5 protein-coding genes are annotated in these 14,192 nt (G+C 60.0%); 4 read left to right on the top strand and 1 reads right to left on the bottom strand.

Translation table 11 applies throughout. The features are described 5' to 3' along the window. Positions 1–40: 40 nt before the first annotated feature. The 4 genes from MESS2_RS29915 (at position 41) to MESS2_RS29900 (ending at position 10,697) form a co-directional block, all read left to right on the top strand. Positions 41–6,004 (top strand): DUF3320 domain-containing protein, encoded by a 5,964-nt coding sequence (locus MESS2_RS29915; protein WP_008878455.1) that lies wholly within the window; start codon positions 41–43, stop codon positions 6,002–6,004. 13 nt (positions 6,005–6,017) lie between these two features. Beyond that, positions 6,018–7,142, top strand: a complete 1,125-nt coding sequence (locus MESS2_RS29910) for a metallophosphoesterase family protein (RefSeq protein ID WP_008878454.1) — start codon at positions 6,018–6,020, stop codon at positions 7,140–7,142. Beyond that, a complete protein-coding gene (locus MESS2_RS29905; protein ID WP_008878453.1) occupies positions 7,139–9,772 on the top strand; it encodes an AAA family ATPase in 2,634 nt (877 codons plus the stop codon). Before MESS2_RS29910 ends, MESS2_RS29905 begins: the two co-directional genes overlap by 4 nt. A gap of 124 nt (positions 9,773–9,896) precedes the next feature. Then, complete coding sequence (locus tag MESS2_RS29900) at positions 9,897–10,697, top strand: DUF6088 family protein (RefSeq protein ID WP_244440123.1); 801 nt, start codon at positions 9,897–9,899, stop codon at positions 10,695–10,697. 151 nt (positions 10,698–10,848) lie between these two features. On the opposite strand, the gene MESS2_RS29895 is transcribed toward MESS2_RS29900, so the two are convergent. Beyond that, positions 10,849–13,824: a Tn3 family transposase gene (locus tag MESS2_RS29895; protein WP_008878451.1), complete on the bottom strand. Its 2,976-nt coding sequence runs from the start codon at positions 13,822–13,824 to the stop codon at positions 10,849–10,851. Between the last annotated feature and the right edge of the window lie 368 nt (positions 13,825–14,192).

The raw sequence follows: 14,192 nt of genomic DNA, 5'->3' as shown, positions 1-14,192 counted from the left end.
GCGGCAAAGTTCTATCGTACATGAAAATAGGGGATGGGGTATGGAAACGAGTTCGGAGACTGGCGATGCTGCCGGTATATCAGCCGCGCCCGTAATAGAAGTCGTGGCGGACATCGCCGCCAGCTTTACATATGCGTCCTTCCAAAATGCAATTCCGGTGATCCGGTCTATCGCGCTCAACAACCCGACCCAGCAGGGTTTCGAAAAATGCACTCTCGAGCTGACATCGAACCCCCCTTTTTTGCGCGCCAAAAGCTGGACAATTGATCGGATCGTTGCTGGCGACCGGCTTCCCTTAAGCGATCGAAAAATCGATCTCGACGCCGGCTATCTGGCCGGTCTCAACGAGGCTGAGCGCGGGGAGATAACGTTGCGCCTAACCTCAGGAGGCGCAGTGCTGGCCGAGCAGCGCGTTGCGGTGCGCCTGCTTGCCCGCGACGAATGGGGAGGCGTCGTCGATATGGCGCAATTGCTCGCCGCATTCGTCATGCCGAACGACCCGGCGATCGCAGGACTGCTGCGTTCCGCAGCGGAGCGGCTCGCAGCGCATGGTCATCCTTCCAGCCTCGATGGCTATCAAAGCGGCAATCCGCAACGCGCATTCATGCTGGCGGCCGCAATTTATTCGGCCATTGCTGGCCTATCGCTGCATTATGCAGAGCCACCTGCGAGCTTTGAAAGCCGCGGCCAAAAAATTCGACGTCCCTCAATTATTACGGCAGAAAAGCTGGCAACCTGTCTCGATACCAGTCTGTTATTCGCGTCCGCCCTGGAGGCGACGGGCTTGCATCCCGTCGTTTTGATGTTTCAGGGACACGCGGCCGTCGGCGTCTGGATGACACAAAGGACGCTCGCCAACGCCATTGAACCCGATGCCATGGAGGTCCGCAAGGCGCTGGCATCGCGCGAACTCATCGTGTTTGAGACGACAGGCGTGACGCATCGGCCGGCGATGACGCTGGAGGCTGCCCAACACGCAATCGAACAGCGGCTCGACGAAACGCAGGTAGCCACCTTTGTCGCAGCCATCGATATACGCCGCTCGCGCAGCGGCGGCATCACACCGCTTGCTTCGCACGAACCGATGCGCCGCAGCGTGGATACAGAGGTGGCAACCGAAATCGCGTTGCCGTTGCCAGCCGCACCGGCCGTGGTAGCCCTGCCGGTCGAGATCGTCGAGGTAAAGCCGACGACAGCGGCCGGACGGATAGACCGCTGGCAGAAAAAGCTCCTCGATTTGACACTGCGGAACCGCCTGCTCAATTTTCCGGACTCCAAGAAGACAATTCCGTTTCTTTGTACTGACGTCGGCTACCTCGAGGACCGTCTGATGGCAGGCGCTTCGATCCGGCTGATTTCGCTCCCCGAACAGAATCCACTGGGCGAGCGGGATGCTGTCCTCTATCGCGAGGTGCACGGACGTGACCTCCAGCGTGGCTTTGCCGCGGAAGCGCTTCTGCGCGACGAGCTCCCGTCGACGCTCGATGGGCGTCAATTGGAATCCCGGCTGATCGATCTTTACCGGCAAGTGCGCAACGATTTTGCCGAGGGCGGCGCGAATACGCTCTTCCTGGCGGTCGGCTTCCTGCGCTGGAAGAAGAAGGCCGAGGACGAGCGCAGCTATCGCGCACCATTGCTGCTCGTACCGGTCAAAATCGAGCGCCGCAGCGCAACATCGCATTTTACCTTGCGCTTCCATGAAGATGAACCGCGATTCAACGCAACCTTGTTGCAGTTTCTCGAACGCGACTTCGAGCTCAAACTGCCACAGTTTTCCGGTGAGCTGCCCGAGGACGAAAGCGGCGTTGATGTGCCGCGGCTGCTCGGTCTTATGCGCCAGGCAGTGCGCGACGTCCCCGGCATGGAGGTGGTGGACGAGACGGCGCTGTCGACCTTTTCCTTCGCCAAGTTTCTCATGTGGAAGGATCTGGTCGAGCGTACCGATGCGCTGCGCGAAAACCGCGTCGTACGCCACCTGATCGATACGCCGGAGATAGCGTTCGAGGGCAATGGTTCATCATTCCGGGACGAGCGCGAACTCGATCGGCACTATGCCCCGTCCGATATCGTTTCGCTGCTGCCGGCCGACTCTTCACAGACCGCGGCAAGCCTTGCCGCCGCTGAGGGTCGCGACTTTGTCATCATCGGTCCTCCCGGTACTGGCAAGAGCCAGACCATCGCCAACATGATTGCCAACTGTCTTTCAGTTGGCAAAACCGTGCTGTTCGTGGCCGAGAAGACGGCGGCGCTCGATGTGGTGTATCGCCGCCTTCGCGAACATGGCCTGGGCGCGCATTGTCTCGAACTCCATTCCAGCAAGGCGGACCGACGCAACTTTCTCAACCAGCTCAGGATCAGCTGGGAAAGCGGCGTGCGCGTGGGCGCAGCGGAGTGGATTGCGATCAACGAGCGGCTTCGCGTCCGTCGCGACGAACTGAATGCCTATGTCGAAGCGCTGCATCGGCGCCATATCAATGGTCTCACGCCCTATCTGGCGCTTGGCATCGCTCTCAAGAACAAGCAACAGCACGCTCCGGGATTGTCGTGGCCATCGCGCGATGGCCATGACGAGGCAAGCCGGCTGACGCTGGAGCATATTGCCGCCGAAACAGGTCTCGCGTTTCAGTCAGTGGAGATGCGACCGGTCTTGCGTCTCATAGATGTCACCGAGTGGACGTCAGGCTGGCAGGACAATTTGCTCGAAGGGGCAAAGACCCTCAAGAGTGCGTCCGAGGTTCTAGCGACCGCACTTGACGCCTTCCTGGTGAGTATCGGACTGCGCGCAAAAGGCGATGCGTCAAAAGCGGAGCTCGAAGCGCTGCGAAAACTAGCAGGGGCACTCCAGGACAGTGCCGGCTATGACGTCAGCATTGTCTTTGATCGAGATTTCGCCCAGTTGCGGGGAGCCCTTGCCACTCTCAATGATGCAATTGGAGACTATCGCAAGTCTCGCAAGGACCTGTCGGCACGCTATGACGAGGCTGCTGTTGCGCGCATACGGGTAGAGGACATAGACCAGCAATGGCAACAGGCCGCTTCTGCGTTCTGGCCAAACAGTCAGTTGGGCAAACGCAAAGTCCAGAAGCTGCTTCAAGGCTATGTGACAGAGGGCGTGGCCGATCCTCAGCACGACTTGCCGCTGTTGTGCGTGATGCAGGACCGCCGCGCCACTGTCGAAGCCAACATCCTATCTGGCAAGCCGATCGGATTTGCCGCACTTGATACCGACACCCACCGTATCGATCAGATACTCTCGATCGCCGAAAGGCTTCGACAGACGCTACGCCTGCCCGGCCTCGGCACGGAGGATCTCAGAGCGCTCCTCCAAGCAACGGCCCCGAGCCTGCGAAGCGGTGCAGCAGATAGCACGATGCGCAATGGGGCAGCCCGCTTCCTTGCGGCTTCTGCGGCATTCGAGGCTGCGAGGACCCAATTTGCGATCGTTGCTGGAAAAACGCCTGCGTGGGCAGGACATGATAACCCGCTGACCGAATTGACGACCGCGATGGGAGATTTGCTCAATGGCCGCCATCTTCTGCGGGACTGGACTTCGTGGTGCGGCATACGTCGCAGAGCTGTCAGTCAGAATCTGGGAGCGTTGGTCGACGATATCGAGGCGGGTCTAGTGCGACCAACCGAAGCTCAATCCGCGTTCCGCCTGGCCTATGTACGCTGGTGGCTGCCGGCCACGCTGGACGCCGATCCGGTGCTGCGAGATTTCCGTCGCTTCCAGCACGAGCACGCCATCGAAGATTTCCGGGAAATCGACGATCTTGTCCGCGCTCAAGCAAGCCTTCGCGTCATCAGTGCCATCGCTCATGGTTTGCCGGCTGTGCAAAGCGTCCCGCGCAATTCCGAGTTGGGCCTGTTGCGCCATCAGATGGAATTGCAGCGGCCCAGCAGGTCGATCCGCGAGATGATCGGCGCTATGCCATCGAGCTTTGCCAAGCTCGCCCCCTGCATGCTGATGTCGCCGCTTTCAATCGCTCAATACCTACCTCCCGACCAAGCGCTTTTCGACGTGGTCATTTTCGACGAAGCATCGCAGATCACCACCTGGGACGCTGTCGGTGCTATCGCGCGAGCCCATCAAACCATTATCGTAGGCGATCCCAAGCAGTTGCCGCCCACCAATTTCTTTGGCCGCAACGAGGAGGACGAGGAAGTCGTCGAGCACGAAAAGGATCTTGAGAGCATTCTCGACGAAGCCAAAGCGGCCGGCATCCCGGTACGTGACCTGCGCTGGCATTATCGTAGCCGCAATGAGTCGCTGATCGCCTTTTCCAACCATCACTACTATCAGAACCGGCTCATCACATTCCCTTCGCCAACGGTGGAAGATCGGGCAGTTCAGCTGCGAAAAATCACGACCGGCATCTATGACCGTGGCAAAAGCCGCACCAATCGAATCGAAGCCCAAGCGGTAACCGACGAGGCGGTCAGCAGGATGCGGCGTTGGCTGGCCATACCGGAAAAGGACCGACCCACGCTCGGAGTCATCACTTTCAACGCGCAACAGCAATCGCTCATCCTCGACCTTTTCGACAAGGCGCGCCAGACAGAGCCGGAGCTTGAATGGTTCTTTGCCGACGAGCGTATTGAGCCCGCCATCGTCAAGAATCTGGAAAATGTCCAGGGCGACGAGCGTGACATAATCCTGTTTTCGATCACCTTTTCGCAAGATAATGCCGGCAAGCGCAGCATGGATTTCGGCGCGCTGAATCGGGACGGCGGCGAACGCCGGCTGAATGTCGCGGTGACGCGTGCGCGGCAGGAACTGATCGTATTTTCAGGTTTTGCCGCCGACCAGATCGACCCCAACCGAACCAAAGCGATCGGCGTACAGCATCTCAAAGCCTTCCTCGATTTTGCCGAACGCGGCGCTGTGGCATTGCCAGCGCAGGAACGCGGATCGGTCGGAGCCCTGGAATCCCCTTTCGAGGAGGCCGTCGCTGCCGAGCTTGAGAAGCGCGGATGGACCATCGTTCCTCAAGTCGGCATTTCTGGCTTTCGAGTGGATATAGGGATCCGGCATCCCGATCTCGCCGGCGCCTATCTGGCTGGGGTCGAATGCGACGGCGCGACCTATCACAGTTCTGCCACAGCGCGAGATCGAGACAAGGTCCGCGAGCAGGTCCTGCGCGGCCTCGGTTGGAACATTGTCCGGGTATGGTCAACCGATTGGTGGTTTGATCTCGAAGGTTGCACCGAGAGGCTTCATGCCAGCCTGGCCGCGCTGCTCGAGGAAAGCCGTCGCAAACAGGCTGAACAACAGGAAAGTGAAGCCGCGATCCATTGGGACATGGGACATAAGGTCGACCCCATGGACCCATTGCCAGCCGAAGACCTAGCATCGGCCGGCGAACCGGAACATCCGTCGATAAAATCAGAGCCAGAACTTGTCGCCGCTCCCCTCGCGACGGGAGAGCGCCCATCGGCATCTGCAGGAGTTTTGCCTGCGGCCGCGCATTCGACGCATGATTCCGTACCGACGGGCGGCCGTTATCGCCTGACTGATCTAACCGGATTTTCCACCAGCCCGGATCAGTTTTATGACTTCGTCTACCGAGGCACGCTGCGGTCCATGGTCGACGCGGTGATCGAGCAGGAAGGACCTCTGCGAGAAGACGTCCTTGCGCAGCGCATCGCACGGGCGCATGGCTGGCTCAGAACGGGCAACAAGATTCGGGAGCGGATCGACCTGCATCTGCGCGAGTTCGATAGAACTGAAGAATCCAGCGGCAGCTTCCTATGGAAGAGAGGGACGGTGGTCGACCTGCTTGATTATCGCATGCCGTTCGATGCCGATGCCCGCCGGTCCATTGCCGACATTCCAATCGCCGAGCTGGCCGCTGTCGTCGTTGCGAACGAGGACATTCTGGAACAGTCCGACCCCGCTCTCGACCTTGCACGTCTGCTCGGTGTCGAGCGACTTGCGGCGATTTCACGCTCCCGGCTGGATGAAGCCATCGATCGCGCTCAGCGCAACCTGGCATCGACATAGTCTCGGAGACTCCATGTTTCGATTCATCCACAGCTCCGATCTTCATATCGGCAAGCGGTTCGGCAACATGCCGGAGGATCTGCGCGGGCGGCTCCGTGAAGCGCGCCATGGCGCGATCAGCCGGCTGGCAGAACAGGCACGGGTCCATGGTGCATCCACAATATTTCTGGCCGGCGATACGTTCGACACCGAAACGCCTACACCAGCGATGTTGCGGCAGGCCCTTGCCGAGATGAGCCAGAGCGCGCCCTTGCGCTGGATATTGCTCCCTGGCAACCACGATTCACTGTTAGCTGATCAATTGTGGAGCGCTGCGGGTAGCGTTGTGCCGGACAATGTCATACTGGCGACCCGCCCTGAAACCCTGACCATTGGCGCGGACGTGGCGCTGTTGCCAGCACCTTGCACCACCCGCAGACCCGGTCGCGACCTTACCGAGTGGATGAACAGCGCCGCGACGCCGCAAGGCGCCATCCGGCTCGGCCTTGCTCATGGCGCTATTCAGAACTTTTCCGAAGATTCAGCAGCGTCCGATGTCATTGCACCAGATCGCGCGACCAAGGCCGGCCTCGATTATCTGGCACTTGGCGACTGGCACGGGTCCGTCACCATCAATGAGCGCAGCCGCTACAGCGGTGCGCCCGAACCTGACCGTTTCAAGCATGAAACACCCGGTCAGGCCCTTGTCGTTTCCATTGCCGGGCCCGGCGCCCTGCCCGAGATCGTGGCCGTCGAAACAGCCAGCTTTTCCTGGAAAACCGCTCCACTGCATTTGCTGTCTGGCGATGACAGCGCGGCGGCATTTGAAGCGTTGCTACCACCGGCAGACTTGCGGCGTCAGACCTTGCTGCGAATTGTCGCGTCTGGCCGGGTACGGGTAAGCAGACGAACCGCCCTCGAAGCGGCGGTCGCGGCAGCCGCGCCCGACTACGCCTATCTGGAGCTGCAAGGGGACGGGCTCGCGACCGACTGCGAAAGCGGCGATTTGGATCGGATCGATCGCTCCGGTGCCCTTCGCGAGGCAGCGCAGGCACTGTTGGATGAAAGCGCCGACGAAAGGCGGTCGACTGTCGAACGCGACATATCGCGAGAAGCACTGGTTCGGCTGTTCAGCTATTGCGAGGCGATGGGATCATGAAACTTACAGCCCTTCGGCTCCACAACGTCAAACGGTTCGCTGGGCAAGGCGTCGCCATCGAGAACATAGGCGACGGCGTCAACGTGCTTTGCGCAGTCAATGAATTCGGCAAATCAACCTTCTTCGAAGCACTCCATGCACTCTTTTTCCAGTCCCACACCGGGACGCCCGAAGGCGTAAGACTGCTGCGGCCTTATAGTGGGGGCAATCCGGTGGTGGAGGCCGACATCACCACTTCAGAAGGACGATATCGGCTTACCAAGCAGTTTTATGGAGGCAAGCTGGCCAACGTTGTCGACCTCGATCGGGGGCGACTGTTGGCTCAAGCGGACGAGGCCGAAGCGTTTATCGGCAAACTAATCCACGGCGGAACCGCAGGACCGGCAGGATTGCTCTGGGTTCGCCAAGGGGTCACCGGCCTCGAAAAGCGCAGCAAAAGCGAGGAGGATGGCGAAAAACGCGTGCGCGAAAGCCTACTATCCTCGGTTCAGGGGGAAGTTGAGGCCCTGACCGGCGGGCGACGCATGGCCGAAATCACCGCCGCATGCGAAGAAGAACTCTATAGCCTGGTTACGTCAACGCTGCGTCCCAAGAGCGGCGGTCTCTATGCGGCGGCGCTCGATGAGCGTGACAAACTGCTGAAAGAAGAACTGCGCCTCAGCGCCGAAGTTGCCGGTCTGCGCGATGCTCTCGACAAGCGGCGTATGGCGTTGGCGCGTCTGTCTGAGCTTGAAAACCCCGAAGAAGGCGCTATCCGGCGGGAGGGTATCTCGGCCGCCGAAGCCTCAGTCGAGGCCGCCAAATCGCACAGCGAAGCCTTGAAGGCTGCTGAAGCGGAAGCTGCTCTGGCCGCAATTCACCACGACGCGGCGAAGCAGGCCCTCGATAGTTTTCGGACCGCGCTCAAAAGAGCCACGGATCTGCGCGAGCAGTCGACGATTGCGCAGCTTCGCCGCAGTGAGGTTCTCGATCGGCGCGCTTTTGCCATTGCCGAAAACGAACAAGCGATGGGCGAAGTTCAGGCAGCCGAACAGGAAGAGCTCGAAGCACGCGAATTGCTCGCGCGGCTGGATGCGACCCTTTTGGCGCGCGATGCGGCCGAACAACTGGCCAGCCTACACAACCGGTTAAAACAAGCCGAAGTCGCCAGAACCCAGATCGAAGACGGAGAGGCAGCGCTAGCTATGCTGACGGTGCCGGAACAGGCTGTCGAGCAACTCCAAGCGCTCGAAATCGACCTTGCCGGCCTTCGTGCAACGCAACTGGGAACCCTGCCGACGCTACGCATGGAATACCGGGACGGCGCCGCCGATTTGGTGACCATCAATGCCAAGCCCTTGGCCCATGCAGAAGATCAAAGCTTTGCTGGCACCGTGCGCATAGATATTACCGGCATCGGAGCTTTGACCCTGCGCTCAAATCGGCCCCAGCAAGCCAACCGGACAATCGAAGAAGCCGAAGCGAAGCACCACAGCCTGCTTGCGGCCCTTGGTGTCGACAGCCTCATGACGGCACGCCAGCGCTTGGTTGAAGCGCGCGACAGGGCCGCCGAACTGGGCTTGGCGCGTCAGCGGCTCGGCGATCTCGCGCCCAAGGGACTACAGCAATTGCACGAAGAGCTTGCCCGACTGAGTGCCCTCGCGGCCGGGGACCTCGAACTTAAGGTCGATTCGCAACAGATCCGACAACATCATGCAGCAGCTCAGCAGCGTGTGACGACAACACGCAACAACGTGCGCGAGGCCCTGCCCCTGCGCAGCCATGCTGACGAGGCTGTCATGGCCGCGGAGACTGCTTACGTGACCATCCAGGCGGAACTGACCAGCCTCGACGTCATATTGGGACCTGAAGCAGCACGCGAGGAAAAGGAGCGCTTGCTGCTTACCGAGGCCAACGCACGACAAACTCTGCGCGAAGCGGCCGAAATGCGCGCCGCGCCCCTGCGCGACGGGGCTCACGATCTCACCAGCGCCGAGGCCGTTCTGCGCCGTGCCCGCTCGGTTCAGGATGCCGCCACTCAGGAGGCAGGTCAGTTGCGTGTGACTCTTGCCGATCTCAATGGCCATATTCGCACTCGGTCCGACGACGCGGTGGAAGAAGCTTGGCGCGAGGCCAGGGAAAAATTGGAAGTCGCTGAAGAGCGAGTGGGACGCTTCGAAATCGAAAAGGCCGTTCTCGACCGGCTGCGCACAACGCTGGGCGCTGCACGCTCGGCGGCACGCGATCTATATCTTAAGCCGGTCATGTCCGAGCTGCGGCCGCTACTCAGACTGTTATTCGACGACATCTCCATAGTGTTCGATGAGAATACACTGTTGCCGCAGACCGTTCGTCGCAATGGTCAGGACGAGGATGTCGAGAGGTTGAGTGGCGGCATGCGAGAACAGCTTTCGGTTCTGACCCGGCTGGCCTTCGCCCGTCTGCTCGCCCGCGACGGGCGCCCCACACCGGTCATCCTGGATGACGCGTTGGTCTATTCCGATGACGATCGCATTGAGCGCATGTTCGACGCTTTGCATCGTCAATCACGCGATCAGCAGATTCTCGTATTCTCCTGCCGCCAACGCGCGTTCGCAAAACTCGGCGGAAACATTTTGCAGATGAGCGACTGGCAACCGAGTCAGTCCTAAGTGGAGATCAGATGACCCTGTCCGAAATTTGTATATATCTTTCGGACAGGCTGCTTGTTGATCGTCCGAAAAACCTCTACAATTTTCGGACATGAGCAGCGACTCACCCGATCTGAAGACAGCCATGCTTGACCGCATCCGTGCCGACGCGCCGCGCAAGGTGTGGACGCCGAGTGATTTCGTGGATCTCGCATCGCGGGACGCCGTCGATAAGGCGTTACAGCGGTTGACGAAGGCGCAAACCCTCAGGCGAATCGATCGAGGGCTCTACGATCAGCCTGGCTTCAACAAGCTCACCCAAAAAACCAACCCGCCCGATCCGCGCTCGGTCATCGACGCCGTTGGTCGACGCGACCAAACCCGGATGCTTGTCGATGGCATGACCGCAGCAAACGATCTGGGCCTGACCGACGCGGTCCCCGCAAAAATCGTGGTGCACACAGACGCCCGCCGTCGTGCGATCAAGCTCGGCAACGTCACGATCACCTTCCGTCCGACCGCGGCCAGCAAGCTGTTCTGGGCCGGGCGACCGGCGATGCGCGTCGTCCAGGCGCTTCACTGGCTCCGCGATCTCCTGGTCCGTGAAGGAGAGAGTGATCACGTCAAGCGCAAGCTCGCCAAACTCTTCGAGGATCCCGTTGCGGGCCCGCCGCTGAAAGCTGACATCACTGCGGGTATGACGGCGCTGCCAACCTGGATGTGGGTGTTTCTCAAGCCGCTTGTCGAAAACGACGCTGGCGTTGGTCGTTGGCATGTCGGTGATGATGATCATGCTGGTGCCGATGCTGATCATGATCGTCAGCGACAACGAACGAGGGACGGCGACGACGATCACGCAGCCATCGGCCGACGGAAGCCGAAACCGCACTCTGCCGACAAGACACGAACCGCCAAGCGCGGCGCAACCCGGACCGCGAAGACATGAATGCGGCTTTCGACGAGGTCCTCGCGGCAGGGTCGGACACGATGTTAAGCGCCTTCGATACGACGGCGCTGCGCCTCGGCACGGCATCCCAGAATGGGGTCAGAACAAGAGCAGTGCGAAATCGTACGCTAAGGTCGAACGGATCACGAACTCATGCGGCTCGCCGTAACCCAGCCGGGAGTCTCAGCGACCGGAAGCCTTCCGGCAGATGCTGTTCGCTGTCCCAGGTGTAGATGCCGGTCAGATTGATGTGTTCCCAACTCAGCGGCGAGATGTGCCTGAGCAGATGATCAGGGATTTCGCGACGCACGCTGCGTAAGTGGGTGACGGCCCGTTCGATATAGATCGTGTTCCAGTGTACGATCGCGCTGACGACGAGGTTAAGGCCGGAGGCACGGAACGCCTGGCTTTCGAACGATCGGTCACGGATCTCGCCACGTTCGTGGAAGAAGACAGCGCGTTTGAGCTTGTGCGCAGCCTCGCCCTTATTGAGGCCGGCTTGGCAGCGACGGCGCAATGCCGGACTCGAGTACCACTCGATCATGAACAAGGATCGCTCGATGCGACCCAGTTCGCGCAATGCTCTGGCAAGCTGGCTTTCCTTCGGGGATGCTGACAGCTTCTTCAGAATTGTGGACGGCACGACGGACCGCGTGGTGATCGACGCCGCCAGATGGAGCAGATCGTCCCAATGGTCGAGGATCAGGGTGGCATTGATCGGTGCTCCGATGTGGTTCGACAGCGCCGGATATGCATCGCTCTTCTCGAATGTGTGGAACTTCCGATCCTTGAGGTTGCGCAGTCGCGGTGAGAACCGCTTTCCGATCAGGGTAAACAGCCCGAAGACGTGATCGCTTGCACCGCCTGTATCGGTAAAGTGTTCCTGGATGTCGAGAACCGTGTCCTGATCGAACAGTCCATCGAGCACATAGGCCGCCTCGCTTTCGGTTGGGCTGATCGGCAAGATGCTGAAGTAGCCATACTGGTCGGACAAATGGCTGTAAAACTTCGAACCCGGCTCGCTGCCGTAGTGCAGATTGACGTCGCCGCGCTTTGCGGCTCGGTCGCTCGCGCGGAAGAATTGGCCATCGGACGATGAGGTTGTTCCGTTGCCCCACAGTCGAGAATGCGGATGTCGGGTGTGTGCATCGGTGATACATGCTTGCGCCGCGCGATAGGTCTCCGACCGAGCGTGGAACGTGCGCATCCAGCCGATCTGGTGAGCGCTGATGCCTTTGGATGCGCTCGCCATTCGCTTCGGACCGAGGTTGGTTGCGTCCGCCAGCACGCCGGCCAGCATGGCCGAGACGTTTCTCGGAATGTCACCCGTGCGGACATGCGTGAAGTGATCGGCAAAGCCGGTCCAATCGTGCACCTCCCTCAAGAGGTCCGGCACCTCAACCATTGGGTACATATCGCTGATCTCAGCATTCAGCTCGTCTGCGGCGGCAGGGACTTCGCCGGTGGTCGGCGTGACGATTAAGCTACCAGCTTCAAGGCGGACACCTTCGAGCTTTCCGGACCGTGCTCTGTGCGCCAGACGCTTCAGGTTGAAGTCGAGCATCTGACGCGCTTCGGCAAGCCAAGCCGCGCCATCACCTTGGACGCCCAATCCGAGCCGATCCTCTTCCTTCATCGCGGCGAATGTCGACCGCGGCATCAGGTGCTCGTCGATTGGCCGGAAGGATCGGCTGCCGTCGACCCAAATGTCGGCTGATCGAAGCCTGTCCCGCAAGACGGCGAGCGTGGCAATCTCGTAGAGACGGCGATCAGGCTGTCCCTGTTCGAGGATAAGCCGACGATCAGCTTGGCTGAGGTGGGTTAGGGGGACGCGATCCGGGAGTGTCCGACGCTTCTCGGCATAGATCCGTTTCAGCAGCGAAATTGCCGCAAGGAGCGGATCGTGTCGCCGTGCCGACTGGAACGTGAACGCCTGCAGGAATGCACCGGCATATTTGCTTATGGTTGCATACTGTTCGGCAGCCAAGGTCAGGGGCGACGCCTCGTTGTCCTCGACCATCGATTCAAGTTCTGGCTTCATCCGGAGCAGCCGATGCCAGCCGACTTTCTGGTCGAGAACCTCCAACGCATTCCGACCGTATTCGTTCGCGGACTGCAGGGCAGTGATCGTGTCGAGGAACATGCGCAGTGCCTTGGCGGTATCCCGTCTGCAGTCCATGTGCCGCTGCTTCCTGCGGTTGTTGGCTTGCGAGAACAGCCTACCCATCAGCTTGATGAACATCGTCACAGCGTCGTCGGTGAGTTTCTGGCTGAGCTTGATGACCTGCGCCACGATTAGGGCGTGTCGACGACTGGAATTGAAGTCATTGGCCAACCACGCCGGCGTGGCGTTCCCTTCGCGGATCATCTGGTCCCACCGACCCGAGGAAATCCGCATCTGCAATCTCGGATCGATCTCCAGCGTGCGCAGGAAGGCAACTCTTTCTGTCAGCCCGACCAGGTTCGACGCGCCAGGCGCTTCTGGCGCCGACCGCAGCCAATGAAAGCGGGTCTGGCTGATCGACGGGTCAACCTCTAACAGCCTATCCACTGATTGAAGCGTATCAAACGGGATGTCTTCAATCAGAATTCTCTCCGCTCGTCGGCGGGTTATCGCACGGCCGGCAAGGCCGATCCGTTCGATCGTGTCGATTGCCGGCAGAAGAGACCCACGTTGGCGAAACGTGGCGACAATGGAACTTGCGATCGCAGCACCGTCGTCAGACATCGTCGCCGTCTGAATTGCAGCCAATAGCGCGGCCCGCCGATCTTGCGCCGTCGCGCTTCTCGTATCCAGATACAGCATGAGGCGCGACGTGTGATCGCGACGGGTTTCTTCACGGCGTGCATAGAGTGCAAATGCTTCTGGGTCGGCGCCGATTTGGTCGGCAACATATCTGAGCATGGCGCGAGGCGGGGTCTCTTCCGCTCCCAGTACCCGGCCAGGATGACGCATCAGACATAGCTGAACGGCAAAGCCGAGCCGATTATGCTCACGCCTCCGCAGCTCAATCTCCAGGCGATCCGCCGGTGACAACGAATAGTGTCGGATCAGGCTGTCCTCATCGACTGGTACGTCGAAAAGCTTCCGTCGATCCTGCTCTTTGAGAAGCTTCCGCTTTGCCATCTTTCATCCCTATGCGCGACCATCTGGCGGAAGCGTTGTCGAGTCGGGCAAATGAGGAAATCAAAACTGACGCGTCGCGATGACAATCCACAGGGATCGGACGCCGCTGATCCATACGCCGTTCATGGGCCGTTCGACCTTAGCGTACGATTTCGAACTGCTCTTGTTCTGACCCCAAATAGAGCGATCAGACATGGCAGGGCTCAATGTTCCCTGCTGAGGGGTGCGAGAAATACGCACTCGGGGTGGGCGAGTTCCTTCAACCCACTCTCCGCATCGCCAGGGGTATAGCGCACCACCTACAGGCACGAAGGTTGAAAATCGGAACACGGGAACTTGAACCGTCTGCCCGGCAGGAACCGGGCTAG

This window comes from Mesorhizobium metallidurans STM 2683, assembly GCF_000350085.1.
Taxonomy (GTDB): domain Bacteria; phylum Pseudomonadota; class Alphaproteobacteria; order Rhizobiales; family Rhizobiaceae; genus Mesorhizobium; species Mesorhizobium metallidurans.
This window is presented reverse-complemented; position numbering and strand designations above follow the sequence as displayed.

Bases quoted from the DNA above. Each gene is read 5' to 3' on its own strand.
- MESS2_RS29915 (WP_008878455.1), top strand. From the start codon at position 41: ATGGAAACGAGTTCGGAGACTGGCGATGCTGCCGGTATATCAGCCGCG.
- MESS2_RS29905 (WP_008878453.1), top strand. From the start codon at position 7,139: ATGAAACTTACAGCCCTTCGGCTCCACAACGTCAAACGGTTCGCTGGG.
- MESS2_RS29910 (WP_008878454.1), top strand. From the start codon at position 6,018: ATGTTTCGATTCATCCACAGCTCCGATCTTCATATCGGCAAGCGGTTC.
- MESS2_RS29900 (WP_244440123.1), top strand. From the start codon at position 9,897: ATGCTTGACCGCATCCGTGCCGACGCGCCGCGCAAGGTGTGGACGCCG.
- MESS2_RS29895 (WP_008878451.1), bottom strand. From the start codon at position 13,824: ATGGCAAAGCGGAAGCTTCTCAAAGAGCAGGATCGACGGAAGCTTTTC.